Here is a 24,653-nt window from a genome sequence, read left to right as displayed (position 1 = left end):
CTATGCGTGTTCCTCGACAAACGCTTCGATCCGGGCTAAGGCCTTCCGGAGATCGTCGAGCCCGGTCGCATAGGAGATCCGCAGGTGGTCCTCGCCACCCGCGCCGAAGACGTCGCCGGGGACGACTGCGACGCCCTGTTCGCGGAGGACGCCTTCAGCGAACTCCTCTGCCGTGAAGCCCTCGGGCACTTCGGGGAAACAGTAGAACGCCCCTTTCGCCTCGAAGACGTCCATGCCGATCTCGCGGAATCGCGAGAGGACGAACTGGCGACGGCGGTCGTACTCGTTGACCATGTCCTCGACGTCCTTTTCACAGGAGTCGAGCGCCTCGAGGGCGGCGTGTTGGGCCGTCGTCGGCGCGGACAGCATCGTGTACTGGTGGATCTTGTTCATCGCGTTGATGGCCTCGGCGGGGCCGAGTGCATACCCCAGTCGCAGCCCGGTCATCGCGTGGGCTTTCGAGAAGCCGTTGAAGACGATGGTTCGCTCGCGCATTCCCTCGAGGGTCGCGATCGAGGTGTGCTCGTTTCCGTCGTAGGTGAGTTCGGCGTAGATCTCGTCGGAGAGGACCATCAGATCGTGCTCGCGGGCGAACTCCGCGATCGGCTCGAGGTCAGCCTCGGTCATGATCGCGCCCGTCGGGTTGTTGGGGTAACAGAGCACGAGCATGTCGGCCTCGTCCGCGCCCGCTTGCTCGAGGCCCTCGACGGTGAGTCGGAACTCGTCTTCTTCCGTCGTCGGCACGGACAACACCTCGCCGCCGGCGAAGATGACGCCGGGCTCGTAGGAGATGTAAGATGGCTGGGCGATCGCGACCGTGTCGCCAGGATCGACGAACGCCCGGAAGGCGAGGTCGACGGCTTCGCTCGCCCCGGCGGTGACGATGATCTCCTCGTCGGGATCGTAGCCGAGTTCGAAGCGGTCAGCGACGTAGTCGGCGATCGACTCGCGGAGTTCGCGCATCCCCCGGTTCGCGGTATAGGACGTCTTGCCCTGCTCCAGAGAGGTGATCGCGGCGTCGCGGGCCGCCCACGGCGTCGAGAAGTCGGGCTCACCGACTCCAAGCGAGATGACGTCGTCGCGTTCCTCGGCGATCTCGAAGAACCGTCGGATCCCCGACGGCGGCACCGTCTGGACGCGTTCGGACAGTTCGAACGTCATGATTAGGGTGAGAACGACAGCCGCTCGTCGTCTTCGCCGTCACCGAGCTCGATCCCGTTTTCTTTGTAGGAAGTCATCACGTAGTGTGTGACCGTCTGGGTGATCTCGGGGACGGGTGCGACCTTCTCACTGATAAACTGAGAAACCTCGCGGATGGAGTCGCCCTCGACTTCCATATCGAAGTCGTAGTCGCCGCTGACCAGCCGTAAGGCTTTGACCTGGGGAAACCGTGCGAGGCGCTCTGCGATGTCGTCGTAGCCCGTCTCGCGGTCGAGCGTGACGTTCAACTCGACTTCGGCTCGGACGCGTTCGTCTTCCAGTTTATCCCAGTCGACGACCGCTTGATATCCACGAACCACACCTGCTGCCTCGAGTTCCTCGATCGTGGTCTCGACCTCAGACTCGTTGAGGCCGGTCATTCGCGCGATATCCGCCGTCGAATAGCGCGCGTTCTCACGAAGCAACTCGAGTACCTCGCGTTCGCTCATATCTCCCAGAAATGCAAGCGTGAGTAAAGTTCTACCGTTGTTCGATCGTCACTGAACAGTTGGACTCGCGTGCGATCCGGATCGCACACCGACAGCCTACCGGTAGTTTTTGAACAACAGCGCCCGAACGTCGTCTTTCGTCTGGACCTGTTCCGTCGTGCCGTCGGGTAACTCGACGCTGTAGCGGTAGTCCGCCGACGTGGCCTCGCCCCACTTGTCGTCGTGGGTCTCGAGGAGGCTCATCATCTCGTCTAACATATCGTCATCGTCGGCATCACCGCTGGCACCGCCGGACGCATCGACACCGATCTCATCGCCGTCGGTACCGGAGTCGGGTTCGTTCCTAGCATCGCTCTCGTCGTCACGCTCCTCGGCGTCGGCTTCGCTATCACTCGAGTCGCCTTTCAACTCGCCCATCGAATCACTGCCAGTCTCGGTCTCGGGGTCCGGGTCGGCTTCGACTTCGACTTCGGCGTCGTCCGTGACGGACTCGTCTTCGACGTAGGAGACTTCCTCGAGGGCGTGTGGATCCGTCTCGCCCTCGATTGCGGCCCCGACGGAAGCGGCGACGTCGTCGGTCGCCGAGGACTCGACTGTCGTCTCGACGGACACAGCCGCGTCGTCGTCGAGATTGTCGAGCAGGAACTGGACGGCATCGCGTTCGCGGACGAAGCCGTACTCGCCGACGACGTCCTCGGAGATCGCTTCGCGAAGCGACTGGATGGCAGCGTACTGGTCGTCTGTGACCTCGAGCGTTTGCATATGAGATCGATCTCACGGAGGGTACAAATATGTAGGTCGTGTTGACCGTCCGCTGGCACAGCCTGTTGCTCGAATCCACAGCCCAGCGAGGTGCTTAAGACCGCAGGTCCGGAACCGACGACCATGGTACTCAAAGAATCCGACTCCGAACTCGCGGCCGGCGACGCGGCCCCCGCGTTCGAACTCGAGGGGGCAGACGGCGAGACCCACTCCCTCGAGTCGTTCGCCGACGCCGAGGCGCTGCTGGTCGTCTTTACGTGCAACCACTGCCCGTACGCGAAAGCGAAGTTCGATCTGTTAAACGAGTTGGCTGACGAGTACGACGACGTTGCCGTCGTCGGCATCAACCCCAACGACGCCGAGGAGTACCCCGACGACTCCCTCGAGGCAATGCGTGAGTACGTCGACGACGGCACGATCCAGTACGACGCCTACCTGCGCGACGCCAGCCAGGCGGTCGCTCGAGCGTACGGCGCGGTCTGTACGCCGGATCCGTTCCTGTTCGAAAACACCGAGGATGGATTTCAGCTGGTCTATCAGGGCCGCCTCGACGATGCGCTCAATCCCGACGACGAGCCGACGCGGTTCCACATTCGCGAGGCGATCGAGGCGGTGCTCGCGGGCGAGTCAGTCGACCTCGAGTGGCAGCCCTCGCAAGGCTGTTCGATCAAGTGGACTGATGACTGAGAGAGTCGCCCAGCAGTCAGTGCGTTACTGAACCGCCCGTCGGTACTGCTCCGGCCACGCCATCGGATCGTCCTCGAGGTCGTCGGACGCTCGGAGCCCGAAGTACGGATCGCGGAGGAACTCCCGGCCGACGAGGACGACATCGGCACGGCCGTTGCGGACGAGTGCGTCGGCCTGCTCGGGTTCGGTGACGCCGCCGACTGCACCGACGGCGACGTCTGCACCCTCGCGGACCGCTTCGGCGAGTGGCACCTGGAAGTTCGGCCCGCCGGGAACGTCTTGATCAGGGTGAAGTCCGCCCGAACTGACGTCGATCAGATCGACGCCACGGTCGGCAAGATCGTCAGCCAGTCGAACGGACTGGTCGAGATCCCACGCGTCCTGTCCCTCGAGCCAGTCGGTACCTGAAATACGGACGAAGACGGGCTTGTCCTCGGGCCAGACGTCTCGGACCGCGTTGACGACCTCACGGAGCAGGCGCGTGCGGTTCTCGAAGCTCCCGCCGTACTCGTCCGCCCGGTGGTTCGTCACGGGTGAGAGGAACTCATGAAGCAGGTAGCCGTGGGCCGCGTGGACCTCGGCGATTTCGAAGCCGGCCGAAAGCGATCGCTCGGCTGCGGCCCGGTAGGCGTCGATCACACCCTGAATGTCGTCCGCGTCGGCTCGTTTCATTGCGGGTCGGTCGCCGTCGAACGGTGGATACGCGTCGGGCGACGGCGAGAGCACCTCCCAGCCCGACGCGCCGTCGGGGTCGGTCTCGCCGGGCTGAATCGGGAGGTTGCCATCCCACGGACGGCACTTGCTCGCCTTGTGACCCGCGTGGGCCAGTTGAATCCCCGGCACGCCACCCTGCTCGCGGATGAACGCGGTGATCGGCTCGAGCGCGTCGGCGTGTTCGTCGCTCCAGATACCCAGATCGTGAGGCGTGATTCGCCCGCGCGGTTCGACGGCGGTGGCTTCAGTCATGACGATGCCGGCACCGCCGACGGCGCGGCTCCCGAGGTGGACGCGGTGCCACTCCGTCGGGAGCCCGTCGGGCTCACAGGAGTACTGGCACATCGGTGAGACGGCGATCCGGTTGGGGATATCGAGGTCGCGCAACTCGAGTGGCGTAAACAAATCGGTCATCGCGCGTGTGTTTCGATGGCGACGGCAAAACGGTCGTGGACGGGGCCGGCCTTGCCGCCTCGAGGCTCGAGCGGAGCTGTTCGTGATGCTGGCTCCCGGTGTTGGACTATTGACTACCCATTGGGGTGTCGTAGGCTCGACTATCAACGGTGACAGCTGGCCCACCCTTCGGGCGTTCCTCGCGTCTGAATCCACCACGCGTCACTACACCGGGGTGCGAGTTGGACCCGGTGCGTATACTCGAGATCACGGACGTAGAGCCCGCGAACGACTGCTGGATGGTCGTGTCCCTCGTGACTATTGCTTCTCAATCAGGCACTCGGGGTGACTGTCTTCGGTCTCAGCTACGTGCCACTCGTCGCCGTCCCGCTCGTCGTCCTTGCGTATCTGTTGGTCGCACGAACCCGGTTTTACGACAGCCAGCTGTCGTCTGAGCCGTCGACTGGCTGAGGAACCGATCTCGTCTGGTCACTTATCGTGCGGGCTTTTGGCCCTCGAGCCCACACCACCGCTATGCCCACACCGACACCCCTCCGCGATCGCTTCGACGCCGATCGACCCGTTCTCGGGATGGTCCACCTCCCACCCCTCCCCGGCGCGCCGGGGTTCGACGGCGACCGCGATGCCGTCCGCACTCGCGCGCTCGAGGACGCCCGCCGACTCGAGGCTGGCGGAGCCGACGGCATCGTGCTCGAGAACTTCGGCGACACACCGTTTTATTCCGAAGACGTTCCGGCCCACGTCGTCGCAGATATGACTGCGCTGGCGTCGGCGCTGCAGCGAACCGTGGACATCCCGCTCGGCATCAACGTGCTCAGAAACGACGCCGACGCGGCGCTGTCGATCGCCGCCGCCACTGCGGCCGACTTTATCCGGGTGAACGTCCACGTCGGCACTGCGGCGACCGATCAGGGCCTCCTCGAGGGACAGGCCCACGAGACGCTCCGGCTTCGCGATCGGCTCGAGGCCGACGTCGCCATCCTCGCGGACGTTCATGTCAAACACGCGACGCCGGTCGGCGAGGGGGATCTCGAGCAGGCCGCACTCGAGACAGCCGAACGTGGCATGGCTGACGGCGTGATCGTCTCGGGACCCGGAACTGGTGTCGAGACTGCACTCGAGGACGTCGAGCGAGTCGCGGACGTGCTGGCGGACCGAACATCGACACCGGAGCGGACCCCCGTTTTTGTCGGCAGCGGCGTGACGAGCGAGACGGTCGGCGATTGTCTCGAGGCGGGTGCTGACGGCGTCATCGTCGGTACAGCGCTCAAAGCAGGCGGGGAAACGACGAACCCGGTCTCACGTCAGCGTGTCGAGACCCTCGTATCGGCCACACGGGACTCGAGTCAGCCGTGAACGCACACCGTCGTGCCGAACTCTCGAGCAGCCAGCGCTGGCGTGTAAACACACACCGTTAACAGGCCCTGTACGGTGTTAGAAGCCGACCAGCAACGGGCCGATCAAGACACCCATCAGGTGGACCCGCCGCGCACGGAAGCGGATCGGGACCATCCCGATCGCGGCCGCGACGCAGAAAATGACGATCCCGATGACACCGGTAAACAGATACGAGAGGGCTAACAGGAGGGTGAGGACAGTGACCGAAATCTTCCAGTAGGCGATCCGGCCGACAGCCTCGAGATACGCATCCCCGACGACGATCACGAGCACGAACCCGAGCAGCCCCGCGAGGACGACACCCGCGAGCAAGATCGGTACCTCGAGCGGGGCGTCGACGCTCTCGAAGGCGACCATCACGCCGGTTCGGGGCTGGCCGATCGCGACCAGCGCGAATAGCGCGAAGATGGTGTTCGCCGTATCGACGCCGCTCGTCGCAACGATATAGCCCCTGTCGCCGGAGCGCCCGGGCACGAATAGCAGGACCGCGACGGCAGCGATCGCCGCCGAAATCCCGGGAATGTAGCCGACGACGGCACCCGCGAGCGCACCGGCGATCGCCGTTATTCCGACGAGCGGGTGGGACATCGCAATGGCATCGCCGTGCTGTGGCGGGATCCCGCTTCCGCGGATCGCATCGATCAACACCGGCGCACCGAACAGCCCGGCAAACAGGGGTGCAAGCATCCCGCCGGCCTCGAGCGGCGCGTCCGGAGAGAAATCAAGCGTGAGCAGTCCTAGAACAGCGGCAAGGGCGAACGAAACGATGGCACCAACGCGGCCACGCCACGTCCGTTCGGAGGCGATCAGCGCGACGACGACCATCGCCAGCAGGAGCGCTAGATTATCCCGAATCGTCGGGTACACAGCCGTCACACCCCACGTGATCGGTAACGCCAGCGGAACGGCTGCGAGGACAGCGAGGATACTGCCGAGCGCCGAGAGTCGAATCGCTTCGTAGCCCTGTCCCTCGAGAACCATCCGGTGGGCCGGTAACGCAGTGACGGCCATCTCGGCGTCGGGGACGCCGAGTGCCATCGCGGGGACGGCGTTCAGAAAGGTGTGGACAACGCCGGCCGCAAGCATCGCACAGCCGACGAACAGCGGTGGGCCGGGAATCGACGGCGCGAAGCCGGCGAGCAAGAGCGCGAAGTTATTCGCGTGGAGGCCGGGAACCAGGCCGCTCAGGCCACCAAGCGCCGCACCGCCGAGAATCCAGGCCAGCAACTGCAGCGTCGTGGCGGGATCGGTGACGAACTCGACTCCGGGTGTGGCCATCGATCACTCTGGCTTCCCCATCGGATTTAAACCCGAAGCGGATTCGATCGTGACCAGTCACGCAGTTTCGGGGGCCCAGAACTGCTGCTCTCGATCGAGCAGCGAGACAACGACGACGTGTGGGGCCGTCAGGACTGCGATGGTGACGAGGTACAGCCCCGCGATCTGCGGGACGGTGGCGGGCGTCTGCGGAACCAGCAGCGCAATCGTGGCGAGAACGACGATCGCACCGCCGGTTAGCGGGGCTGCGTCCCTGATGAACCGACGGCTCGCGTTGCCCACTGCACCGCGAGACAGCGCCGCCACGGCTCGGTCGTCGATGAGCATCGTTCGAAGGATGTGCCGGAGACTGTGCCACAGACAGAAGTAGAGCCCGATCGCGAGAATCGGCGGCACGAAGGCGAACAGGGCAACGAGCCCAAGGGTTTCTCCGGCGTCGATCAGCCACGGGGCCGACACTCCCGAGTGGGCGAGCCCACGCCCGAGTGCGGCGACGATCGCGAGCGCGAACCCGAGGCCGACGGCGAGGCGGACTCCCGGTTGAAACGCCGGCTCGAGCGCCGTCGCGGCGGCAGGGTCGAACAGTCCGACGAGCGTTTCCGCGACGAGCGCGTACTGCTCCGGAAAGGCGATTAGCGGGACGATCATGGGGAGTCCGCCCCGAACGAGGATGGTAAGCGAACGTGAGCCCCGACCTTGGAGGTAGTCGACGCCGATCAACTCGATCATCGCGTAGACATCGCCCTGTCCCCAGTGAAACAGGGTGAGGAGAATAAACAGGACGAACGCGGTCGCCGGAGCGAACACCCAGACGACGGCGTAGGCCCCGCCAACCGTGAGATACAACAGGCCGATCGCTGCGAGCGATCGACGAGTAACCGGCTCGTCACGGGCTCGCGGAAGCACGAGGTGGTCGACTGCTCCGTGGGGGAGCCCGAGCACAAGCACGCTCACGAGAAGGGGCAGGAACTGGACCCAGAGCGGAAGCGAGCCGGCTACCGCGACGATCGCGAGTCCGGCGAGAACCGTCATCGCGCCGGCTGCGAGGCTTACCACGCTGGCCCAGTCTCGAGCCCGGGACCACGTCACTGGACCAGTCGCCCGCTCGAGCGTCGTCGTGTTATCCGGCATCGCTCCGGTCTGCGAGACGGCTCCGGACGTCCTGAATGGTCGTGTCGCTGTCGAGTCGATCGAGCGTCCACACGTATAAGACGAGCCCCTGAACGAGGAAGACGTTTGTCACGAGGAAGAACAGCGCCTCCTCGATCGGGAGCCCGAGAAGCGTCAGGCCCGTGGTATGCGTGTCGGAAATGACCCAGACGCCGAGCCCGATTGCGATCCGATCGACGATCCAGAGGTACAGCGTCGGCACGGCGATGGCGAGCAGCGTCCTTCGGCGGACGTCCCACAGCGCCGTGAGTCCGAACGCCCACTGGATCGCGAGAATCGGACCGGCCCAGAGCAAGATCGCGCCGAGATAGAACGTCGACGTCGTCCCGAGAAGGATCCAGCCGAGTCCGCCCACAGCTAGTCCCGCGATAGCACCGAGGAGGCGGTGTTTCCAGGGGATCCACAGCGAGCGATCAGGTATCTGGAGGACGTGAAAGAGCCAGAGTGCGGTCAGAATCGGCTGTAAGATAAAAAAGAGGTACTCCCCGACCGGGGCGTGCCAGATGGTCGCCACCACGGCTCCGTCTCCGTACCACCAGACCCCCTCCGCGATCAACAGGTTGTCCCAAGGAGTCGTGTAGGTCACCGCGAGGACGAGCATGATCGCGAGCCCGCTGGCAGCCCGTCTATTCCACCAGAACCCGTCTCGGCGCAGGCCGAGCCAACCGAGGACGATGATCGGCGGAAGGACGAACACCGCGTGGACGCCCAGATAGGTCAGTGCGACGCTCATACAGTGGGGGCGAACGCGGTGTTCGTGTCGGCTGCAGATCGGTCGGAGTGATATTCGTTCGGTGCCGTGACGTCAGGCCTAACACCGACTCCCCCGGCTCCGACCAACTGGTTACTCATATACTTATCGTAGGTGATGGAGACCTAACAAACGGATACCATACTAGTTAGCCCTCCCTGTATGGAGACAGCATCGCTGGGGATCCGTTCGACGGTGTCTCAGGAGTGTCTTTCCCGACGTCACGAATCCTGGTGGTGTTTTCGAGAAATTTGCTATCACTGGTCCGGAGACACGCACGGAGAGGAGATGTGAAATGTCTTGTTCTCTGGTATTATCGGCAGCGATTGAGGCCGCTGCCACCGCTTGAGCGGTCCCTTACTAGTATGGATTTACTATTATCCACCGTCGGGTCGTCAGTATTGTTGTAGCATGATTGAAACGATCGCGGCAGAGATGGCAACGTACGCACAGCTTGTCCCGCTCGAGATGACCCAGACGGAGATTTACGAGAGCGTACAGGACGATACGCTCCTGAACGCTTCGTTCTGGGCCAACATTGCCCTCGCGGGGATCGCGATCCTCCTGTTCGTCTATATGGGTCGGAACGTCAAAGACCCACGAGCCCAGCTCATCTGGGTAGCGACGCTGATGGTGCCGCTGGTCTCGATTGCCAGCTACACCGGACTCGCCTCCGGGCTGACCATAAGTTTCCTGGAGATGCCGAGCGGACACGCCCTGGCGGGTGAGGAGGTACTCACGATGTGGGGACGGTATCTCACGTGGACGCTCTCGACCCCGATGATCCTGCTTGCACTCGGATTGCTCGCAGGGACGAACCTGACGAAGCTCTTTACGATCATCACCGCTGACATCGCGATGTGCGTGACCGGCCTTGCGGCCGCGATGACCACGTCTTCCTACGCCATTCGGTGGTTCTGGTACTTCATCAGCTGTACGTTCTTCATCGTCGTGCTCTACGTCCTGCTGGTCGAGTGGCCCAAAGATGCCGAGGCTGCGAACACCGCCGAGATCTTCAACCTGCTGAAGATCCTGACGGTGGTGCTCTGGTTCGGTTACCCGATCTTCTGGGCGCTCGGCGCGGAAGGGCTGGCAATCCTCGACGTGGCGATCACGTCGTGGGGCTACAGTTTCCTCGACATCGGTGCAAAGTACGTCTTCGCGTTCCTCCTGCTGCGCTGGGTCGCCGCGAACGAAGCGGTGATCGCAAAGCAGCCGTCGACGTTCACCATTGGTGCAGGGCCGGAATCGGGAGCCGGAACGCCCGCTGACGACTGAGCCGGTCTGCTGTACCGATCTGTCAGCCCAACCGTGACGCCACGGTTGGGCCGAACGGACGTACAGCGGTCCGTATCCGGACCTGAACCCGCTCCGCGATCGCGTCGCTTCCATTTTTCGAGTCGTGCGTCCCTGTCATGGCCCGTCCTCGCTGTGAGATCTGCTCTCAACTACTGTCTGTCCTCCTCGCGAACACCGCCTTCGTCACGCATCATCTCCTCTTCGTCTGTTTTCGCTCGACCGACGCCAGGTCGGTTGTCGCCGATCCAAAAAGGCTATAATCGGCACTATCCATCGGCCGCTCAGGCCGCATGCACGATCATGACAAGTACACGCAACTCGTTCTGGAGGGATCGGAGTACGAGTTTCTCCGCGCCCGCCGCGGGCTACTGAGTGGGTGGTCGATCCCGCAGAAAATCCGCCGCTGTAGCTACCTCCTGTTCGCGTCGTCGACGTTGCTTCCAATCCTGTTCTTTTTACCGCCTGCCGTCCGCCAGCAGCATCTCGGGGTCGATCCGATCTCTTCGCGCGTTGCGCTTACGGCGTTGGTGCTGTTTAGCGTCTGCTGTCTGGTCGTGGCGAGCGTCGGCCTCGCCGCCACCGCCACGTACCGCGATCGGCTCGATCGCATCACCGAGCAGCAGGCGTGGTCGCTGGTCGGAATCGAGGGGCTCTTTTCCGGGATCGGCTTCGGGAGCGGCTTCCTCGGAGTCGTCGCCACGCTCGTCCTCGCGAGCGTCGGCTACGCCGGTGTCGAGACCGTAGAAACGCTCGTCGCCGCCGGTGTCGACCCGTATCACTCGCAGGCGGTTGTCGCGGTCCCAGTCGTCGTGGCCAGCGGCATTGCGTTCTGCTGTGCAATCGCCGTTTTCCTTCTCAGCGTTCTCACCGAATCTCTCAGCTAACGACGCCTGATTGTATCCCGCGCTGACTGTTCTCTCCCCGAAACAGGGCCGTTTGCACTCGCTCGAGGCGCGTTTTCTCCGGCTGGTTGCCCCAACTGATCACCGACCGTGAATATGTTAACACAGTAAGGTGTGAGTCCCTTACACACTCAGTTCGCACATACAGCACGTGCCTCCGTTTCACGATATCCCTGAACAGATCAACGATCGTACTCACAGTCGCGACACGAAGTGGGTGATCGATCCGTGACGACCGAACTCAACCGTGACCTCGGTCTGCCAGCGACGATGGCTGTTGCGATCGGTGCGATGGTCGGCTCCGGCATCTTCATTCTTCCCGGTGTTGCCTACGTCACTGTCGACGGGCCGGCCGTTGTCGGTGCGTTTCTCCTCGCGGGGATTCTCGTCCTGCCGGCGGCACTTAGCGCCTCCGAAATGGCGACGGCCATGCCGGAAGACGGCGGTTCGTACGTCTACGTCGAACGCGGAATGGGGCCGCTGCTGGGCACGATTGCCGGAGTCGGCAACTGGTTCATGCTCTCGTTCAAGGGAGCGCTTGCGCTCATCGGCGGCGTGCCGTATCTCGTGTTCGTCGCACCGGAGCTGGGCAACTACATCCTCCCGCTTGCGGTCGGACTCGCCCTGTTTTTCACCGCCATCAACGTCGTCAGTACGAAAAGCACCGGCAGTCTGCAGTTCGTCATCGTCGGCCTGATGCTCCTCGTGATGGCCTGGTTCGTCGTGAGCGGTGTCGGTGGCGGCGCCCCCGAGCGAACTGCCGGCTCCTTCGACGTCGGAAGTGGCGGCTTTCTCGCCGCGACCGCACTCGTATTCATTTCCTATGCAGGCGTGATCAAAATCGCTGCCGTCGCTGAAGAGGTCAAAGACCCGGGGAAAACGATTCCGCGGGCGATGATCGGCTCGCTCGCGATTACCACCGTGCTCTACGTGCTTGTCGTGTACGTTGCGATTGGCATCGTTGACGTCACCGGTGCGATCGAGGCCGGCCAACTCGAAAGCGACGGTGAGGGACCGATCATGGCACTGGCCGCCGAGGCAACGCTCGGGACGATCGGCGTGACTGCCGTCGTCATCGCTGCGCTTTTAGCTCTCGCGTCGACGGCGAACGCCGGACTGCTCTCGGCCTCGCGCTTTCCCTTCGCGATGGCTCGAGACGGACTCGCCCCGCCCCAGTTCGAGCGGATCAGCGCCCGGTTCAACACACCAGCGCTTGCTGTCTCGTTGTCCGGCGCCGTGATCGTCGTGATGATCACCTTCCTGCCGATCGACCAGGTCGCCAAGTTCGGCAGCGCGTTCCAGATCATCGTGTTCATTCTGGTGAATCTCACCGTAATCGGCTTTCGCGAAGGGGCTGTCGACGACTACGACCCCGCCTTCGTCTGCCCGTGGTACCCCTGGATACAGCTATTCGGGATGGGAAGCGGGCTCGTAGTCCTCACGCAAGTGGGACTGGTCCCGCTTGCCGGTGCGATTTTCATTACCGTCGTCTCGATCGTCTACTACCTCGTCTATGCGCGCCACAACGTCGATCGTGAAGGTGCCGCTCGTGACGCCGTCCGACGGAACATCGGTGCATCCGCGGTCGAGCGAACTCGAGCACTGTTCGAGAGCGACGCCGAGTACGACGCGCTCGTCGCGATCACCGAGGAGACCTCCACCGACGCCAAACGAGATATGCTCCGAATGGCGACGGACCTGGGTCGAGTCCGAACCACTGCCGTCTCCGTCGTCGAGTTCGTCGACGTCCCACACCGGGTCTTCGCCGAGCGACATCCCGAAATCGTCGACCGAGACCTTCCCGAGTGGTTTCCGTCGGATCCCGAGGACGCGCCGTCGTGGTTCCCGACGGATGAACTCGACCCACCCGCTCGAACGTCCGGCGGCGTCGACCTCCCTCCCTCGGAGACGGACGCCCCTCTCGAGCAGCTACCGACACGCATCGAGTATCGCGAAATCGATAGCGAAGACCACCGACGCGCGATCGTCGACTTCGCCACCTACGAGAACTGCGATCTCCTCGTCCTCGAGCGAAACGTCGCCGAGTTCCACAGCCGCCTCTTTGGCGGCGAAACCGAGTGGATCCTCGAGAACGCTCCCTGTGACGTCATGTTGGTCGATGACGACGAGTTCGACGAGGCCGACGAGATTGCCGTCGTCGCGAACCGCGGTCCCTACGACCCGCTCAAACTACTCCTGGCCGACGCGATCGCCGAGGAGACGGGTGCCGAGATCAACCTCCTGCAAGCGATCCCCGCTGATCCACCCGACAGACAGCGACGGACGATGGAGGAGTATCACGACGAACTGATCTCGATCTGTACCGTTCCCACGCGATCGACGATCGTCGAGGCCGACGACGCGGTAGCAGGACTGGCTCGCTTTGCCCGCCCTGCCGACCTGCTCGTCATCGGTGCCGACCGAACGGGCATCAGCGGCCGTCTCCTCGGTCGCCCCGGAAACCAGTTGATCGACTCCGTCGACTGCACCGCGGTGATGGTTCAGACCCACGAGGGTCGTCAGGACGGGCTCCTCAAGCGACTGGTCATGGACTACCTGTTCCGCTAGCGGCTGTCTCGTGGCATTTCGTGACACTCAGATGGCACTCGTTTCGGGTTCAACTCTTGACAGCGACCGCTACGGACGCTGGGCCAAAAAAATCAGGATTGAACTGTGTCGTCGCGTCGCGACTTAGCCGAAGAGTTCGCCGAGGCCCTCGCCACCGGCGTCGTCGTCTTCGTCGTCGTCTTCGTCTTCGTCCGTCGTGTCTGGGACGTCGCTGGTTTCTTCGGCTTCCTCACCGTCGTCTGCAGCCCCTGCGGCTGCGCCGCCTGCGGCGGCACCTGCAGCGGGGACGGCAGCGGCTTCCGAGACTGCCTCGTCGATGTCGACGTCCTCGAGTGCGGCGACAAGCGCCTTGACTCGGGATTCTTCGACGTCGACGCCAGCAGCGTCGAGCACGCCAGTGATGTTGTCTTCGTTGAGCTCTTCGTCCGTTTCGTTCAGGATGAGTGCAGCGTATACGTATTCCATTGGTAAATCCTCCGTTGATTATCCGAACATTGCGCCGAGTCCTTCGCCACCGCCACCGTCTTCGTCGTCATCGTCATCGTCGGTGTCGGCGTCGTCGGCCTCAGCGTCGTCGTGGTCGTCTGCCGATTCGTCCTCGCCCTCGTCGGCCGCTGCCGGTGCGGCAGGGGCCTCGACGCCCTGCAGTTCCTCAGGCAGGGCGTCCTCGTCGTCGATCTGGGCCGCAAGCGCACGCAGCTGTGCGTCGGCCTTGGAGACGAGGTCGGGCATTAGGGCTTCGTCCTCGATCGCCGCCTGCAGGCCGAGGCTCTTGGCCTCGCCCGTGGCTTTGGCGATGAGCGTTGGTGCAGTTGCTTCGGTCGGGTAGCTCGCATTGACCGAGAGGTTTCGAGCGCGAGCGGCGGCCGTCGCCACGTCGCTCTCGTAGGCCTCGATGTCGATATCGAGGTCCTCTGGGTCGAAGAGCACGCCTTCGGCAACGACTGCCTGCAGGTCGAGCCCGACTTCCTTGGGTTCGATCCCAAGCTCGCTGAGGACGTTCGACAGGTCCGCGGAGACTTGCTCGCCGGCCTCTAAGACCGTCGAGTCCTCCATGACCTGGATCGAACCCTCTTCGATGCGTGCGTTTGCACCGATGCTCTGGAGTTCGCCGACGAACGGCCCCGGATCGACACCGGTGTCACCCTCGGGGATGACGATGTCGTTCGGGGCGACTTCGCCCTCGTTAATCGGAGCGGGCGTCTTCGACGCCTCGAGTTCCTTGTAGAGGGCAAACGGGTTGTCGTCCGTCGCGATCAGGCCGACCTGCCCTTCGATGTGGGTGACGAGGTCGTCCAGTCCAGTCTCTTCTAAGGCACGGACCTGCAGGGTGTTGCGGCTGACGCGCAACTCAGCAGTGCCATGCAGGTCTCGGCGCATGTCCTGGAGCTGCTTGCTCGGAATGCCAGCGATGCCGACGATACCGACGCTCTCGTAGCTGTCGATGAGCGACGTGAGCTCGTCGACTTCTTCTTTCTTCCACTGGGGAAGGTTCTCGGTTTTGCGTTCAGCCTGTGCGCTCATTCTAGGCCACCTCCACGGACGGCCCCATCGTCGTCTTCACGTAGACGGCGTCGATGTTCTGGGGCCCCTTCTCGAGGTCAGCGTGCAGGCGACGCAAGATAACGTCGATGTTGTCCGAGATGTCCTCGGCATCCATGTCTTCGGCACCAACGAGCGTGTGGAACGTTCGTCGGTCGCCGGAGCGAAGCTGCACGGTGTTTTTGAGCCGGTTGACAGTCTCGACGACGTCGTCGTCGGGCGAGAGCGGGTCCGGCATCTTCCCTCGAGGACCGAGAATGGTACCCAGGTGCCGGGCGATATCTTGCATCATCGCTTCTTCAGCGATGAAGAAGTCCGTCTCGTCAGCCATATCCTTGGCTTCGTCATCGTCCAGATCGGCCACATCGTCGACCGAGAGCACGTCGTCCGCAGCCTCTTCGGCGCGGACAGCGGTTTCGCCCTCAGCGATAACGACAATGATTGTCTCCTGGCCGGTTCCGGACGGCAGGACGATAGACTCATCAACACGGTTCGACGGTTCGTTCAGGTCAAGGTCGCGCAAGTTAATCGCGAGATCTACCGTTTCGGTGAAGTTCCGATCGGGCGACTCCTCGAGTGCGCGAGCCACTGCGGTTTTAATATCCGAATCTGCCATCGTTCACCTCCGTAGTACGCAGGAATGCTCCTACGGGTCAGTGAAACAGGCAATGCCTGTCTCTGTTGAACGAAGTGGCATGTCGAACTTAAACCCGTCGAACTGTCCTGCAGCGACACTCCGGAGCGGGCGCTGACACCGAACGACACGGTCGATGACTGCTACCGAGAGACACATCTCTGGCTCTACACTCGAGACGCTGTCCGTTGCGCTGATCGCGCATAAAAATGACTCTAAGAACCGAAAATATTATTGAACATGAAGGTATAGATTTGAACTATGTGGCCGTTAGATTTATATACGACCATCGTTCCGATGACACTCGAGTCGGTCGGACCGCTCGTGCTCAGTGGAATCGACGGTGAGACGTACCACTCACTCGGCGCGCTCGAGCGGGCGGGTGTACAGTTCGTCGCGACGTTCGTCGTCGCTCTGGTCGTTCTCGGATTGCTTCAGGGGTACGGTCCGAGAACGGTGACGAAATCGCGACGGAGCCCAGTCATCTCGCTCTGCATCGGACTGCCAAGCCTGCTCGTTCTTGCTGGCGTCACTGCGACGGGGTATCTCATCATCGGGACGAGTCTCGGGACGTTCTTCGGCATTGTTCTGGTTGTCATCGGTCTCACTGTAATCCCGATACTGACAGTACTCGGTATCGTCGCGATTGGCCACTCTATCGCAGCTCGTGTGGGCGTCGACCGGCTGTGGGCTGGCGTTATCGCTGGGAGCGTTCTTAGCGGTCTCGTTGGCTTCTCGATAGCTGCAACCGTCGCCGCTGCCGTTCTTGCTGGGGCACTTGGTGTCGGCGCTGGTGTCCGCGTCTTGTTCGGGTCCGGTAGCTCGACCAGTCCTGACGAGCGAACCGTCCCGCCCGCAAACAAGATCTGACGCCCCCAGAACCAGGCCGAGTGAACAGTCCCTGCGACATCGATCATGCAGTGACGGCTGCGTAGCCACTGCCTGTCGTGAGACGGCCTCCGCTATCGGTTGCACGCGACCGAAAGCGCCGGGTTAGGTCACAACTGACGGACAGGGGTCCGTCTCAAAGGGAGCACAGACCGGCGGCTCGACGGTTGACGTCAAAAAACGGTCTCGTCCGGCGTCGACGTCCGAACCGATTACGCGTCTGCCGCGAGCACGTCGTCGTACTCGCCGCTGTCGACTTTTTGCTTGAAGTCTCGAGCGTCGTTGCCTTCGATGGTAACACCCATCGAGGCGCAGGTGCCAACGACTTCTTTTGCTGCGTTGATCGTATCGTAGGCCAGCAGGTCTGGGTGTTTCTGCTCGGCGATCTTTTTGACCTGGTCGACCGAGAGGTCAGCGACGAAGTCCTTCTGTGGTTCGCCACTGCCAGTCTCGAATCCAGCCTCGTCTTTGACGAGTGCGGCCGTCGGTGGGACACCGACGTCGATGTCGAACGAGCCGTCGTCGTCGTATTCGACGGTGACGGGCACTTCTGTGCCGTCGAACGCGGCCGTCTGGTCGTTGATCTCCTGTACGACTGCCTGCACGTCGACGGGGGTCGGTCCGAGCTCGGGACCGAGCGGTGGGCCAGGGTTGGCCTGGCCACCCGGAACGAGCACTTCGATGGTTCCAGCCATATCCGTGATAACCCGTGCGCGAGTTTTAAGGGTTGCTTTTTCGGGCAGTCACCGCCTGTGACGGCGTACCGTGGCGGTCGGTGTGTGGGGACGGACAGGCGATCAGTCGATGCTTTCTGCTCGCCACTGTGCGAACGACTCGAGGACGTCGGCTTCGTCGAATCGCTCGATACACGGAACGTCGTGTGGATGGAGCGTCTGGACGCGGTCGACCAGTTCGCCGTAGGCGTCATCCGTCGTCTTTGCGAGCAAGACGATCTCGTCGTCGTGGTGGATCTCGCCCTCCCAGCGATAGGTCGAGGTCGTCGAGACACTGTTGACACAGGCCGCAAGCCGCTCCTCGACCAGTGTTTCCGCGATTTCGTCGGCAGCAGCCGGTGGGACCGTAATATAGACGGTTGGCATACTGCTGAATACGCACGACACTGCAAAAAAGATCCGCGCGTCGCTCCCATCGCGTGCGGCAAAGACAGCTGTCGGGTGGTTGATCTGCTGTCTCTCGTCGACCGCTACTCGTGTGATCAGCCGTCGCTTTCAGCGACTGGATTGAACGTTCCGTTGATATCCCACTCGTGAAGACAGTGTGGGTTTCCGACCTGCTTCTCGCCATCTTCACGGGCGAGTTGCCAGGCCTCGAGGTCGCTATCCCACTGTTCTGCTCGACCACACCGTTCGCAAACGCGGGCCGTCGGCGTTCGTACCTGTGGACTCATTACTGGAGGTGAGAACTGCACTCATATAACAGTATTCCTGTTCGGCAACGCCACATATCCTCCGAAAGAGACGGTCAACACGTCAAAACAGGGATCGTCCGCGACACGAACTCGCTGTGTCGATCAGTAGACGGCGTCTTTGATCTCGTCGCGGAGTTCGTCGAACTGCTCGAGATACGCACGTCGCTCGTCGCGCAGCTCTGCAACCGCATCGTCGTAGTCCTCGACGTGGTCGGGGACGTAGTACTCCTCGATGTCCAGTCCGGGAACGGATTCGGGAATCGTCAGCCCAGTTCGGTCGTCGTCGGTCCATTCGATCGTCCCGCGTGCAGTTTCGGTCAGCACCGTGACGGATTCAGTGACGCCGATATCTTTGGATTTCGCGCCGAGATAGCCCGTGTTGATGACGAAACACTCGGCGTTGAGCTCATCAATAAGATCCTGGAAGATGTTTCCTTCCTCGCCCTCAGGACCCATGATGAAGGGGTTCGTGCCAACGACACGGATCGACTCGCCCGCTCGAGACGGATCGCCAGCGCTGGTCTCGATCGACTCACCGAGCATGAAGGCGACGGCTGCCTGCTCGTCGTTGAGCTTCGCGACCGGCGGCATCAGCGGGTTTCGCGTGATGAAAAAGACCTGATCCATCCGCTCGAGATCGATCTCTTCGTCGGCGCTCTCGAGTTGATCGCGCTGGATGATCGCACGGGAGTTTGCAGTGTAGCGGTCTTCCTCGAAGTGGACCGTCCCATCGTCGTCGACGGCGACGTTCTCGAGGATTGCCGACTCGTCGGTTGCAGCCTCGTAGAGTTCAGGCTGTTCGTCTTCGCCGAGGCCGATCGTTTTGATGAACAGCCCTTTTCCTTCGCTGCCGGGGACCGAGCCGTCCGGCAGGAGGCCACAGACGTCGTCCTGAAGCATGGTGGCGTCTTCAGGCTCCTCGAGCCAGCAGCCGTGAGACGTCAGCGTCGATTTTCCGGTCGCCGAAAGCCCCATGAACACCTGCCCGACAGTACGCAGTTCGTCGTCGTCATCGCGGACGCGAACGCGCTTGCTGCCGGCGTGAAGGCCGAGCCCGCCCTGCTCTTTGATCCGGCGCATAAACAGCCGGAGGAACGACTTCTTGGCCTCACCGGTGTAGTCGCTGCCTAACACCGCAGTGAAGCTTTCATCGGGCAGGATGCGGATCGCCGTTTCGTCGTAGTCGGGCAGTTGGACCGTGTACAGATCGGGTTCGCGGCCGTCAGTCGGTTCGAACAGGTTCGCCCACGCCAGCGCGATCCGGGCGTGCTCGACAGGGACGAAGAGACGGCAACAGAAGGACGCCTCCGGATGACGGCCCATCAGACGGTCGACACAGACCAGTTCACGATCGCCGGCGAGCTCGATTGCTTCGTCGACAAGTTCGTGATCGTGGTCGGAAAACTCGTGATCGATGGTGTTTTTCGTCCGATCAGAACTCCGTGATCGATACTCGCTGACGTACGACGGCGAACCGAACTCGGTCGTCGTCTCGTCGTCGGCCGCAAGTTCTCGAAGTTCTGCAAGCGATGGATTGTACCGGACGTTCGACGCTGTCTTTGGATCGGGAAGCTGCCGGACCAGCGGACGGGTCTCAGCCCCGGTTTCGGACATATACATAGACCACCGTTAGCCCGATGTATAAACATGGAGGATTCTGACCGCCGTATGTCATATCCTACCCAGTGACCAGATGACATACGGCATTTTATGCCCTGAAGCCGGCCTAAACGGCTGATTTGTTATCCAGCAACTAACTGTCTCAAATCATATACATATGGAAATATACTCGAAAAAGGAATAATACTCATCGACAGACTGCGGTGGTTTGCACTCGAGTCAGCGGCTGTTACTCGAGGTCATTACCAGCAACGAGAGTCGGGACAGAAGGGACTGATTACCCGAGGATCGGCATCAGTACGCTCGCGAAAATCGAGCTGCGACACTCACTCGGAGACGATAATCCGCCCGATCATGCCGCCTTTGACGTGTGGTTCGCAGATATAGGTGTACGTTCCGGGCACCTCGAAGGTGTGTGCGAACGTCTCGCGCGTGCCGAGCCGACCGCCGGTGCTGTCGTGCCAGGCGTTTCGCGCCGTCTCCTCGTCCTCGTAGCCACCAGTTGCGAAGTACTCCGCTTCGTCTGGCATGTTTTCTTCGAGGGCAGTGACGGTGTGGTCGGCTCCGCTCGTGTTCTTCCAGACGACGGTCTCACCGACGTCTGCTTCGTACTCGTCGGGCAGGAACTCGTTTCGGCTCATGCCGATCGTACACTCGTCACCACCACACGGCTCGTCTTCGAAGGCGCTACGAACGGCCGAACAGCCCGCAAGGCCGGCGGAGACTGCGGTCCCGACGGCGGCAAGATAGACGCGCCTGTTCATGTGAACGCGTTAGGAGAGTCGCGATATAACGGCCCCGGTTCGATCGTCGAACGCCAACCCAACTCGAGCGATTGCGTTCGCAAACGAAAACACGTAAGGTAGCTGCACGTCGAATCCGCGAGTATGCTCCCCCGGTTCGTCGGGCGACTGGGTGTCGCCGACGCGGTGACGATCGCCAACGCTGCACTGGGGTTTGTGGCCGTCGTCATCGCCTTTGTCGACATCGATCTTGCCGCGCGACTGATCTTGCTTGCCGCGATTGCAGACGGGTTAGACGGGATACTCGCGCGGCGGTACGGCGGCACCGACGCCGGCCCCTACCTCGACTCGCTTGCCGACGTCGCCTCCTTCGCCGTCGCCCCTGCCGTCCTCGCCTTCGTCGTCATTACCGACGGCTTCAACATCGGCTTCGATGCGGTGACAACCGAGTTACTGCTGGTCACTGCGATCTGTGGGCTGTTCGTCGCCATGGCCGTCACCCGGCTCGGCATGTACACCGCGTACGACGTCAGCGGGAGCTGTACCGAAGGCGTCCAGACGACACTCGCGGCGACGATTCTCGGAGCGGCAATTCTCGCGGGCGAAACCGAGCCGTGGCTCGTCCTCGCGGTCACGGGCGCGTTCTGTTATCTGATGGTCTCGCGAATCCGATACCCTGACCTCTTCGCCCGCGACGCCGCGATCATGGGCGTCGTCCATGCACTCGCGATACTCATCCCGTCGTTTGCTGGTCGGACGTTTCCGTACGCCCTGCTGACGCTTGGGATCGCCTACATGACACTCAGTCCGTGGCTCTACTGGCGTGAGGACACACAGCCGGAGACATCCGAACTGCATGGAAACGCTTAGGACGGTCCTGACACGACCGTAATGTATGCACACCGCTACGCGTCGACGTCGTTTCAGCACCCGGGTGATGTCATGAGCGACGACGAGTCAGCAGATGACAACGGAGCGGACGCCGAAGAGGAACAGGAACCAGTCGACCTCGAGGCGATTCGCGACGAGCTCGCGTCCTTCGAGAACGATGTCGAACGCCTCGACGCGGACCTCGAGGCAGCCGACACCGAAGACGATCTGGACGTCGTCGAAGCCGATCTCGAGACGTTTCGCGACGCGTTCGACGACCTCGAGATTCCGGAGCCACCCGAAACCGACGACGAGGAAGACGAGGAAGACGAGGAGCCAGCGCCCGAAGAAGTTCTACAAGAGCGCTACGACGATATCGACAGCGACGTTTCGGATCTCGAGTCCGACCTCGAGGACCAGCGCGGTCCCTACGGCGAAGACGTCGTCAGCGAAATCGAAAGCGCCAGCGGCACGATCACCGGCACCCGCTGGACCGAGGAAGGCGACGAGGAGCTGCTCGCAGCTGTCGACGACTTCCTCGAGACGTTCAACGACCTGCTCGACGCGTCCGTGACACGAGCCGCCGACGGCGACGATGTCCCTGACCAGCTCGAGGCGACGCTCGAGGATGCGGTCGACGCCGTCGAGGCCGCCGCACTCGATGCCGACGACGACGCCGAGACGATCGCCGGCCTCCTTGAGTGCTGTGACGACCTCCAGTCTGACATCGACGACGCCACCGAGTGGACCGACCTCAAGGTCCGCGAACAGATGCGCAGAGAGGGCTTTTACGACGTGCTCGACCACATCAAAGACTTCCCACCGGAGTGGCACGCGCTGAAAGTCCACGAAAAGCGTGGCAACGTCGAGATGATCCTGCTCGCCCTGGAGACGTTCGACTCCGACTTCATGGAGGAACACTGTCTCGAGGCGCTCGAGCGAATGGGTCCCGAAGAAGCGATCGAGCCAATGCTTCAGAAGGCTAACCGCCGAGATACGGCCGCAATGAGCATCCTCGGCAAGATCGGCGTCGACGACGACGAGGTCGTCGAAACGCTGCTCGATTACGTCGATTCAAACCCGAACCTCCAGCAGCCAGCGTTCAGAGCGCTCGGTGAGGTCGGGTCCGAGGAGGCGGTTCAGCCAATCGCCAACCAGCTGGTCGACGAGAATCCGGACGTCCGGAGTTGGGCCGCTCGCGCACTCGGCCTGATCGGCGACACCCGTGCCATCGAGCCACTCGCCGACGTGCTGGCCGACGACGACGAAGACCGTGTTCGCGCCAGCGCTGCTTGGGCACTCAACACGATCGGCACGGCCGAGGCCCTCGAGGTCGTCGCCGGCTACAGCGACGACCGCGCGTACCTCGTCCAGGTCGAAGCCGAGAAGGTCTCTCCCGAGCCGGCAGCCTGACGGTCGGAATCGAATCGATTTTTCGCGTATCCGTTCGACGGACAGCGTTCACCATCCGCCACTGAGCCAAGGGTTTATATCAGAAAGAGCGGCCAGACGGCCCAATGGAACGCCGACGGCTCGCCTACGTCGTTCTCGCCGCGGTCGGTGCCGTCGGGCTCGTCATCACCGTGACTGCGGGAGTCGGGTTCACGGCGGCCGAGCCTGCGACGAACGAGCACTCGTCGACCGAACCAACCCACACACTCGAAACCAACCGATCTTGTCCGCCCAGCGTAACCGGGCCGACAAGCACGCCAAACGAGACGGCAACAGCGACGAACACCACCGCTGTTGGTCCCCGAATCGTCGAACTCTACCCCAATCCAACCACCGATGGCAACGTCGGCGAGTATCTCGTCCTCGAGACGCCCGAAGCGACGTCACTCGAGAACTGGACGATCACCGATGGACACACGACCGCTGCCCTTCCCAACCAAACCGTCTCTGGACCCATCGCACTGAGTGCCGATCCGGACGCGACCGATGGGCTCACTGACCACCCTGTGCTCGAGTTCGACGGCACACTCCGCCTCGCCGTCGACGGCGACGACCTCACGCTTCGAAACGGAACGACAACAGTCGACGCGGTTTCGTACGACCGTGCACCGACAGCCGAGCGGTGGTACCGAACCGACGGCGGCGCGGTCGCTGCTGACTCACAGCCACCCGATCCAGCCGACGGCAACTGGCACCCTCGAGACGCGACCTGTCTCCCGGTGTCGAGTGTCGATGCCGATGCGGCGACGGCGTTTGTCCTCCCCGACGCGCCCGGCATCCCACGTGAGACGCTCGCGGAAGCCGACGATCGACTGCTGCTTGCGGGCTATACGTTCACCTCGAGTGAGATTGCAGACGAACTCGTCGCGGCGGCCGACCGCGGCGTCGACGTCGCGGTCCTCCTCGAGTCTGGCCCCGTTGGGGGCACGCCACAGGCGACCGAACCAGTCCTCGAGACACTCGAGGCTGGCGGTGTCGACGTCCGCGTCATCGGTGGCGAGGGTGCTCGGTACCGGTACCATCACCCGAAGTACGCTGTTGCCGACGACACGGTCCTCGTCACGAGCGAGAACTGGAAGCCCTCGGGTATCGGCGGCGCCTCGAGTCGCGGCTGGGGTATCCGACTCGAAAACGAGCGTCTCGCGGCTGATCTCGCGACGGTCTTTCGAGCCGACCACGAGGGATGGGACACCGAATCCGGTTCGAGCCACCGGGCAACGACTTCGTTCGTCGACGATGACAGCGACGGGACGGCAACTCGTTCACTGCCAACCGAACACGAGCCGACGACAGCCCCTGTCGATACAGTCGAACTCCTCGTTGCGCCGGACAACGCCGAACGACGACTGTCTGAGCTACTGGCCGAAGCCGACGACGAAATACTCGTCAAGCAGGCCAGTATCGGCGACGACGTCGCCGTTCTCGAGGCAACGATCGACGCTGCTCGTCGTGGTGTCGACGTCGAGATCCTCCTTGATTCGGCGTGGTACCACGAAGCCGAGAACGAAGCGCTTGCACAGGAGCTACAACAGCTGGCTGCCGACGACTCGCTCCCGCTCGAGGCCAGACTCGTCGAGGAAACCGACCAGTTCGAGAAGATCCATGCCAAAGGCGTGGTGATCGATCGGGAGGTTGCCGTCGTCGGAAGCGCCAACTGGAACGAAAATGCGTTCGAGAACAACCGTGAGATTCTCCTTGCAGTCCACGGCGCGGCGATCGCAGCCTACTATGCAGCCGTCTTCGACGCCGACTGGGATGGTGACAGCGGGCTGTGGACACTCCCGTTCGAGGTTAGTCTCACCGTCGTCGCTGCACTCGCTATTGCAGCGCTCGTTGGCCGTCGATACGTACGGTTCGGTCAGTCGTAGACTCGCTCGAGGCAC

The 24,653-nt window shown here is 62.5% G+C and carries 25 protein-coding genes; 10 read left to right on the top strand and 15 right to left on the bottom strand.

Annotated features, from left to right (window positions below):
• The 3 genes from DV706_RS12740 to DV706_RS12730 all read right to left on the bottom strand — a co-directional run bounded on the left by DV706_RS12740 (position 1) and on the right by DV706_RS12730 (position 2,411).
• Entirely contained in the window at positions 1-1,161 is a 1,161-nt protein-coding gene (locus DV706_RS12740; protein WP_006064487.1) for a pyridoxal phosphate-dependent aminotransferase, read from the bottom strand.
• A gap of 2 nt (positions 1,162-1,163) precedes the next feature.
• Positions 1,164-1,649: an Lrp/AsnC family transcriptional regulator gene (locus DV706_RS12735; protein WP_006064486.1), complete on the bottom strand. Its 486-nt coding sequence runs from the start codon at positions 1,647-1,649 to the stop codon at positions 1,164-1,166.
• A 96-nt stretch (positions 1,650-1,745) separates the two neighbouring features.
• Positions 1,746-2,411, bottom strand: a complete 666-nt coding sequence (locus DV706_RS12730; RefSeq protein ID WP_006064485.1) for a hypothetical protein — start codon at positions 2,409-2,411, stop codon at positions 1,746-1,748.
• A gap of 123 nt (positions 2,412-2,534) precedes the next feature.
• Between DV706_RS12730 and DV706_RS12725 the strand changes: the two genes are divergently transcribed.
• On the top strand, positions 2,535-3,098 hold the full coding sequence (locus DV706_RS12725; RefSeq protein WP_006064484.1) for a thioredoxin family protein: 564 nt from the start codon (positions 2,535-2,537) through the stop codon (positions 3,096-3,098).
• Positions 3,099-3,122: 24 nt separating this feature from the next.
• Here the strand turns inward: DV706_RS12725 and DV706_RS12720 are convergent, their stop codons facing one another.
• On the bottom strand, positions 3,123-4,226 hold the full coding sequence (locus DV706_RS12720) for an NADH:flavin oxidoreductase/NADH oxidase (protein ID WP_006064483.1): 1,104 nt from the start codon (positions 4,224-4,226) through the stop codon (positions 3,123-3,125).
• A gap of 300 nt (positions 4,227-4,526) precedes the next feature.
• On the opposite strand from DV706_RS12720, the gene DV706_RS21475 reads away from it, so the two are divergent.
• Together DV706_RS21475 and DV706_RS12715 are read left to right on the top strand one after the other, a co-directional pair.
• Entirely contained in the window at positions 4,527-4,676 is a 150-nt protein-coding gene (locus DV706_RS21475) for a hypothetical protein (protein WP_161569802.1), read from the top strand.
• Positions 4,677-4,739: 63 nt separating this feature from the next.
• A complete protein-coding gene (locus tag DV706_RS12715) occupies positions 4,740-5,582 on the top strand; it encodes a BtpA/SgcQ family protein (protein ID WP_006064482.1) in 843 nt (280 codons plus the stop codon).
• A gap of 78 nt (positions 5,583-5,660) precedes the next feature.
• Here the strand turns inward: DV706_RS12715 and DV706_RS12710 are convergent, their stop codons facing one another.
• The 3 genes from DV706_RS12710 to DV706_RS12700 are packed head-to-tail and all read right to left on the bottom strand — an operon-like array spanning position 5,661 to position 8,805.
• A complete protein-coding gene (locus tag DV706_RS12710) occupies positions 5,661-6,902 on the bottom strand; it encodes a tripartite tricarboxylate transporter permease (protein WP_006064481.1) in 1,242 nt (413 codons plus the stop codon).
• A gap of 57 nt (positions 6,903-6,959) precedes the next feature.
• Positions 6,960-8,033, bottom strand: coding sequence for a Brp/Blh family beta-carotene 15,15'-dioxygenase (locus DV706_RS12705; protein WP_006064480.1), 1,074 nt, complete (start codon positions 8,031-8,033; stop codon positions 6,960-6,962).
• Positions 8,023-8,805: a lycopene cyclase domain-containing protein gene (locus DV706_RS12700; RefSeq protein WP_006064479.1), complete on the bottom strand. Its 783-nt coding sequence runs from the start codon at positions 8,803-8,805 to the stop codon at positions 8,023-8,025. Before DV706_RS12700 ends, DV706_RS12705 begins: the two co-directional genes overlap by 11 nt.
• Positions 8,806-9,234: 429 nt before the next feature.
• Here DV706_RS12700 and DV706_RS12695 point away from each other — a divergent pair, with 429 nt between their 5' ends.
• The 3 genes from DV706_RS12695 to DV706_RS12685 all read left to right on the top strand — a co-directional run bounded on the left by DV706_RS12695 (position 9,235) and on the right by DV706_RS12685 (position 13,592).
• A complete protein-coding gene (locus tag DV706_RS12695; RefSeq protein WP_006064478.1) occupies positions 9,235-10,101 on the top strand; it encodes a bacteriorhodopsin in 867 nt (288 codons plus the stop codon).
• A gap of 311 nt (positions 10,102-10,412) precedes the next feature.
• The gene (locus DV706_RS12690) at positions 10,413-11,006 is read left to right on the top strand and encodes a hypothetical protein (protein ID WP_006064477.1); all 594 of its coding nucleotides are present in this window, start codon (positions 10,413-10,415) and stop codon (positions 11,004-11,006) included.
• A 246-nt stretch (positions 11,007-11,252) separates the two neighbouring features.
• Entirely contained in the window at positions 11,253-13,592 is a 2,340-nt protein-coding gene (locus DV706_RS12685; protein WP_136350875.1) for an amino acid permease, read from the top strand.
• Between the two features lie 123 nt (positions 13,593-13,715).
• Here the strand turns inward: DV706_RS12685 and rpl12p are convergent, their stop codons facing one another.
• The 3 genes from rpl12p to DV706_RS12670 are packed head-to-tail and all read right to left on the bottom strand — an operon-like array spanning position 13,716 to position 15,750.
• Complete coding sequence (gene rpl12p / locus DV706_RS12680) at positions 13,716-14,057, bottom strand: 50S ribosomal protein P1 (RefSeq protein WP_006064476.1); 342 nt, start codon at positions 14,055-14,057, stop codon at positions 13,716-13,718.
• Positions 14,058-14,075: 18 nt separating this feature from the next.
• Entirely contained in the window at positions 14,076-15,116 is a 1,041-nt protein-coding gene (locus DV706_RS12675) for a 50S ribosomal protein L10 (RefSeq protein WP_006064475.1), read from the bottom strand.
• 1 nt (position 15,117) lies between these two features.
• Positions 15,118-15,750, bottom strand: a complete 633-nt coding sequence (locus DV706_RS12670; protein ID WP_006064474.1) for a 50S ribosomal protein L1 — start codon at positions 15,748-15,750, stop codon at positions 15,118-15,120.
• Between the two features lie 279 nt (positions 15,751-16,029).
• On the opposite strand from DV706_RS12670, the gene DV706_RS12665 reads away from it, so the two are divergent.
• On the top strand, positions 16,030-16,638 hold the full coding sequence (locus DV706_RS12665; protein WP_049889608.1) for a hypothetical protein: 609 nt from the start codon (positions 16,030-16,032) through the stop codon (positions 16,636-16,638).
• A gap of 230 nt (positions 16,639-16,868) precedes the next feature.
• On the opposite strand, the gene DV706_RS12660 is transcribed toward DV706_RS12665, so the two are convergent.
• The 5 genes from DV706_RS12660 to DV706_RS12640 form a co-directional block, all read right to left on the bottom strand.
• The gene (locus tag DV706_RS12660; RefSeq protein WP_006064472.1) at positions 16,869-17,351 is read right to left on the bottom strand and encodes a 50S ribosomal protein L11; all 483 of its coding nucleotides are present in this window, start codon (positions 17,349-17,351) and stop codon (positions 16,869-16,871) included.
• Positions 17,352-17,453: 102 nt separating this feature from the next.
• Positions 17,454-17,756 (bottom strand): divalent-cation tolerance protein CutA, encoded by a 303-nt coding sequence (gene cutA / locus DV706_RS12655; RefSeq protein ID WP_006064471.1) that lies wholly within the window; start codon positions 17,754-17,756, stop codon positions 17,454-17,456.
• Between the two features lie 116 nt (positions 17,757-17,872).
• A complete protein-coding gene (locus DV706_RS12650; RefSeq protein WP_006064470.1) occupies positions 17,873-18,064 on the bottom strand; it encodes an HEWD family protein in 192 nt (63 codons plus the stop codon).
• 123 nt (positions 18,065-18,187) lie between these two features.
• Positions 18,188-19,699: a phosphoenolpyruvate carboxykinase (ATP) gene (locus DV706_RS12645; protein ID WP_049889607.1), complete on the bottom strand. Its 1,512-nt coding sequence runs from the start codon at positions 19,697-19,699 to the stop codon at positions 18,188-18,190.
• Positions 19,700-20,031: 332 nt separating this feature from the next.
• Positions 20,032-20,469, bottom strand: coding sequence for a cupredoxin domain-containing protein (locus tag DV706_RS12640; protein ID WP_006064468.1), 438 nt, complete (start codon positions 20,467-20,469; stop codon positions 20,032-20,034).
• Positions 20,470-20,592: 123 nt separating this feature from the next.
• Here DV706_RS12640 and DV706_RS12635 point away from each other — a divergent pair, with 123 nt between their 5' ends.
• The 3 genes from DV706_RS12635 to DV706_RS12625 all read left to right on the top strand — a co-directional run bounded on the left by DV706_RS12635 (position 20,593) and on the right by DV706_RS12625 (position 24,638).
• Positions 20,593-21,318: a protein sorting system archaetidylserine synthase gene (locus DV706_RS12635; protein WP_006064467.1), complete on the top strand. Its 726-nt coding sequence runs from the start codon at positions 20,593-20,595 to the stop codon at positions 21,316-21,318.
• Positions 21,319-21,390: 72 nt separating this feature from the next.
• Complete coding sequence (locus DV706_RS12630) at positions 21,391-22,731, top strand: HEAT repeat domain-containing protein (protein ID WP_136350874.1); 1,341 nt, start codon at positions 21,391-21,393, stop codon at positions 22,729-22,731.
• A gap of 104 nt (positions 22,732-22,835) precedes the next feature.
• Positions 22,836-24,638, top strand: a complete 1,803-nt coding sequence (locus DV706_RS12625) for a phospholipase D-like domain-containing protein (protein WP_006064466.1) — start codon at positions 22,836-22,838, stop codon at positions 24,636-24,638.
• The last annotated feature ends 15 nt before the right edge of the window (positions 24,639-24,653 follow it).

The sequence above is a fragment of the Natronorubrum bangense genome, assembly GCF_004799645.1.
Classification (GTDB): Archaea; Halobacteriota; Halobacteria; order Halobacteriales; family Natrialbaceae; genus Natronorubrum; species Natronorubrum bangense.
This window is presented reverse-complemented; position numbering and strand designations above follow the sequence as displayed.

Coding starts and splice junctions, on each gene's coding strand:
- rpl12p (WP_006064476.1), bottom strand. CDS start 14,057: ATGGAATACGTATACGCTGCACTCATCCTGAACGAAACGGACGAAGAG.
- DV706_RS12665 (WP_049889608.1), top strand. CDS start 16,030: ATGTGGCCGTTAGATTTATATACGACCATCGTTCCGATGACACTCGAG.
- DV706_RS12720 (WP_006064483.1), bottom strand. CDS start 4,226: ATGACCGATTTGTTTACGCCACTCGAGTTGCGCGACCTCGATATCCCC.
- DV706_RS12740 (WP_006064487.1), bottom strand. CDS start 1,161: ATGACGTTCGAACTGTCCGAACGCGTCCAGACGGTGCCGCCGTCGGGG.
- DV706_RS12690 (WP_006064477.1), top strand. CDS start 10,413: ATGCACGATCATGACAAGTACACGCAACTCGTTCTGGAGGGATCGGAG.
- DV706_RS12660 (WP_006064472.1), bottom strand. CDS start 17,351: ATGGCTGGAACCATCGAAGTGCTCGTTCCGGGTGGCCAGGCCAACCCT.
- DV706_RS12625 (WP_006064466.1), top strand. CDS start 22,836: ATGGAACGCCGACGGCTCGCCTACGTCGTTCTCGCCGCGGTCGGTGCC.
- DV706_RS12700 (WP_006064479.1), bottom strand. CDS start 8,805: ATGAGCGTCGCACTGACCTATCTGGGCGTCCACGCGGTGTTCGTCCTT.
- DV706_RS12725 (WP_006064484.1), top strand. CDS start 2,535: ATGGTACTCAAAGAATCCGACTCCGAACTCGCGGCCGGCGACGCGGCC.
- DV706_RS12650 (WP_006064470.1), bottom strand. CDS start 18,064: ATGAGTCCACAGGTACGAACGCCGACGGCCCGCGTTTGCGAACGGTGT.
- DV706_RS12670 (WP_006064474.1), bottom strand. CDS start 15,750: ATGGCAGATTCGGATATTAAAACCGCAGTGGCTCGCGCACTCGAGGAG.
- DV706_RS12735 (WP_006064486.1), bottom strand. CDS start 1,649: ATGAGCGAACGCGAGGTACTCGAGTTGCTTCGTGAGAACGCGCGCTAT.
- DV706_RS12635 (WP_006064467.1), top strand. CDS start 20,593: ATGCTCCCCCGGTTCGTCGGGCGACTGGGTGTCGCCGACGCGGTGACG.
- DV706_RS12705 (WP_006064480.1), bottom strand. CDS start 8,033: ATGCCGGATAACACGACGACGCTCGAGCGGGCGACTGGTCCAGTGACG.
- DV706_RS12730 (WP_006064485.1), bottom strand. CDS start 2,411: ATGCAAACGCTCGAGGTCACAGACGACCAGTACGCTGCCATCCAGTCG.
- DV706_RS12695 (WP_006064478.1), top strand. CDS start 9,235: ATGATTGAAACGATCGCGGCAGAGATGGCAACGTACGCACAGCTTGTC.
- DV706_RS12710 (WP_006064481.1), bottom strand. CDS start 6,902: ATGGCCACACCCGGAGTCGAGTTCGTCACCGATCCCGCCACGACGCTG.
- DV706_RS12630 (WP_136350874.1), top strand. CDS start 21,391: ATGAGCGACGACGAGTCAGCAGATGACAACGGAGCGGACGCCGAAGAG.
- DV706_RS12640 (WP_006064468.1), bottom strand. CDS start 20,469: ATGAACAGGCGCGTCTATCTTGCCGCCGTCGGGACCGCAGTCTCCGCC.
- cutA (WP_006064471.1), bottom strand. CDS start 17,756: ATGCCAACCGTCTATATTACGGTCCCACCGGCTGCTGCCGACGAAATC.
- DV706_RS12715 (WP_006064482.1), top strand. CDS start 4,740: ATGCCCACACCGACACCCCTCCGCGATCGCTTCGACGCCGATCGACCC.
- DV706_RS12675 (WP_006064475.1), bottom strand. CDS start 15,116: ATGAGCGCACAGGCTGAACGCAAAACCGAGAACCTTCCCCAGTGGAAG.
- DV706_RS12645 (WP_049889607.1), bottom strand. CDS start 19,699: ATGTCCGAAACCGGGGCTGAGACCCGTCCGCTGGTCCGGCAGCTTCCC.